General features: G+C 62.4%; 3 protein-coding genes. All 3 read left to right on the top strand.

The genetic code is table 11. The features are described from left to right. Positions 1–876 (top strand): substrate-binding domain-containing protein (locus tag BFQ01_RS14890; RefSeq protein WP_065924821.1); only part of this gene is annotated, 876 nt, incomplete at its 5' end. Continuing rightward, positions 873–2375: an L-arabinose ABC transporter ATP-binding protein AraG gene (gene araG, locus BFQ01_RS14885; protein ID WP_065925855.1), complete on the top strand. Its 1503-nt coding sequence runs from the start codon at positions 873–875 to the stop codon at positions 2373–2375. The genes BFQ01_RS14890 and araG, both read left to right, overlap by 4 nt. Positions 2376–2384: 9 nt before the next feature. Beyond that, positions 2385–3353 carry an L-arabinose ABC transporter permease AraH gene (araH, locus tag BFQ01_RS14880; protein WP_065925854.1) on the top strand — a complete coding sequence of 323 codons (969 nt, stop codon included), beginning with the start codon at positions 2385–2387 and terminating at the stop codon, positions 3351–3353. Positions 3354–3371 lie beyond the last annotated feature (18 nt).

Raw genomic sequence — 3371 nt, 5'->3', positions numbered from 1 at the left:
CCGTGGTTCCAGACCGAATGGGCCTTTGCCGAAAAAGCCGGCAAGGAACATGGCTTTACCGTGATCAAGATCGCCGTGCCCGATGGCGAGAAAACCCTCTCGGCCATCGACAGCCTGGCCGCCAACGGCGCCAAGGGCTTTGTGATCTGCCCGCCGGATGTGTCCCTGGGCCCGGCCATCGTCGCCAAGGCCAAGGCCAATGGCCTGAAAGTGATTGCCGTGGATGATCGCTTTGTCGACGCCAAGGGCAACTTCATGGAGGACGTGCCGTACCTGGGCATGGCCGCGTTTGAAGTGGGCCAGAAACAAGGTGCCGCCATGGCCGCCGAAGCGAAAAAACGCGGTTGGGACTGGAAGGACACCTACGCGGTGATCAACACCTTCAATGAACTCGACACCGGCAAAAAACGCACCGATGGCTCGATCAAATCCCTGGAAGAAGCCGGCATTCCCAAGGACCACATCCTCACCGCCGCGCTGAAAACCCTCGACGTCCCCGGCAGCATGGACGCCACCAACTCGGCCCTGGTCAAGCTGCCCAGCGGCGCGAAAAACCTGATCATCGGCGGCATGAACGACAACACCGTGCTCGGCGGCGTGCGCGCCACTGAAAGCGCCGGTTTCGCCGCCGCCAACGTGATCGGTATCGGCATCAATGGCACCGACGCCATCGGCGAATTGAAGAAAGCCAACAGCGGCTTCTTCGGCTCGATGCTGCCAAGCCCGCACATCGAAGGCTACAACACTGCGCTGATGATGTACGAGTGGGTCACCAAAGGCACTGAGCCGCCTAAATACACGGCCATGGATGAAGTGACCCTGATCACCCGCGCCAACTTCCAGGAAGAACTGACCAAGATCGGGCTGTGGAAATGACGGCGGCGGCCCTGCGTTTCGACGCTATCGGCAAAACCTTTCCCGGGGTCAAGGCGCTGGACGGCATCAGCTTCACCGCCCACCCGGGGCAGGTGCACGCCCTGATGGGCGAGAACGGTGCGGGCAAGTCGACGCTGCTGAAGATCCTCGGCGGCGCCTATATTCCCAGCAGCGGCACGGTGCAGATCGGCGCGCAGACCATGGCGTTCAAATGCGCCGCCGACAGCATCGCCAGCGGCGTAGCGGTGATCCACCAGGAGCTGCACCTGGTGCCGGAAATGACCGTCGCCGAAAACCTGTTCCTCGGGCATTTGCCCTCGCGCTTCGGCGTGGTCAACCGGGGCCTGTTGCGCAAGCAGGCCCTGGCTTGCCTCAAGGGCCTGGCGGATGAAATCGACCCCGAGGAAAAACTCGGGCGCCTGTCCCTGGGCCAGCGCCAACTGGTGGAAATTGCCAAGGCGCTGTCCCGTGGCGCCCATGTGATTGCCTTCGACGAACCGACCAGCAGCCTGTCGGCGCGGGAGATCGACCGCTTGATGGCGATCATTACGCGCCTGCGGGACGAGGGCAAAGTGGTGCTCTACGTGTCGCACCGCATGGAAGAGGTGTTCCGCATCTGCAACGCGGTCACGGTGTTCAAGGACGGCCGTTACGTGCGCACCTTCGACGACATGAGCGCGTTGACCCACGACCAGTTGGTGACCTGCATGGTCGGTCGCGACATCCAGGACATCTACGACTACCGCCCGCGCGAGCACGGCGAGGTGGCGCTCAAGGTCGACGGTTTGCTGGGTCCGGGTTTGCGTGAGCCGGTCAGTTTTGAGGTGCGCAAGGGCGAAATCCTTGGCTTGTTCGGCTTGGTCGGGGCAGGGCGCACGGAGTTGTTCCGTTTGCTCAGCGGCTTGGAACGCGCCAGCGCCGGCAGCCTTGAGTTATGCGGGGAGGCCCTGCAACTGCGCTCACCCCGCGACGCCATCGCCGCCGGTGTGCTGCTGTGCCCGGAAGATCGCAAGAAGGAAGGCATCATTCCGCTGTCCAGCGTCGCCGAGAACATCAATATCAGCGCCCGTGGAGCCCACTCTTCGTTCGGCTGGTTGCTGCGCGATGGCTGGGAGAAGGGCAATGCCGACCAGCAGATCAAGGCAATGAAGGTCAAAACCCCGACTGCCGCGCAAAAGATCATGTACCTGTCCGGCGGCAACCAGCAGAAAGCCATTCTTGGCCGCTGGCTGTCGATGCCCATGAAGGTCCTGCTGCTGGATGAGCCGACGCGTGGCATCGACATCGGCGCCAAGGCCGAGATCTACCAGATTATCCATAACCTCGCGGCCCAGGGCATTGCGGTGATCGTGGTGTCCAGCGACCTGATGGAAGTGATGGGCATCTCCGACCGCATCCTGGTGCTGTGCGAAGGCGCGATGCGCGGCGAACAGACCCGCGAACACGCGACCGAATCCAACCTGCTGCAACTGGCCCTGCCGCGCGGCCTGGCGAACTGAGAGAAGACCATGACGACTCAAAACAACGCGCTGCCGACGGCACGCAAACCCCTCGATATGCGCGCACTGCTCGACAACTGGGCGATGTTGCTGGCAGCGGTGGGCATCTTTGTCCTGTGCGCCTTGCTCATCGATAACTTCCTTTCGCCGTTGAACATGCGCGGCCTGGGCCTGGCGATTTCCACCGTGGGCATCGCCGCCTGCACCATGCTGTTCTGCCTGGCATCGGGGCACTTCGACTTGTCGGTAGGCTCGGTGATTGCCTGCGCCGGCGTGGTGGCGGCGATTGTGATGCGCGATACCGACAGCGTCATGCTGGGCATTGGCGCGGCGCTGCTGATGGGCCTGGTCGTGGGGCTGATCAACGGCATCGTGATCGCCAAGCTGCGGGTCAATGCGTTGATCACCACCTTGGCGACCATGCAGATCGTGCGCGGCCTGGCCTATATCTTTGCCGACGGCAAGGCGGTGGGGGTGTCCCAGGATCAGTTCTTTATCTTTGGCAATGGCCAACTGCTGGGCGTGCCGGTGCCGATCCTGATCACCATCGTGTGCTTCCTGTTTTTCGGCTGGCTGCTCAACTACACCACCTACGGGCGCAACACCATGGCCATCGGCGGTAACCCGGAAGCGGCGTTGCTGGCGGGGGTGAATGTCGACCGCACCAAGATCCTGATCTTCGCCGTGCACGGCCTGATCGGCGCATTGGCCGGGGTGATCCTCGCCTCACGCATGACCTCGGGCCAGCCGATGATCGGCCAGGGTTTCGAGCTGACGGTGATTTCCGCCTGCGTGCTGGGCGGGGTGTCGCTGAGCGGCGGCATCGGCATGATCCGCCATGTGATTGCCGGGGTGTTGATTTTGGCGATCATCGAGAACGCGATGAACCTGAAGAACATCGACACCTTCTACCAGTATGTAATCCGCGGTTCGATCCTGCTGCTGGCGGTGGTCATCGACCGCATGAAACAACGCTGATTGTGGTAACCAAGCCCG

Origin of the sequence: Pseudomonas sp. 8 R 14 (genome assembly GCF_900005955.1) — a bacterium.
Lineage (GTDB): Bacteria > Pseudomonadota > Gammaproteobacteria > Pseudomonadales > Pseudomonadaceae > Aquipseudomonas > Aquipseudomonas marginalis.
The sequence above is the reverse complement of the archived record's forward strand: the minus strand, read 5'-3'. Positions and strand labels throughout refer to the sequence as shown.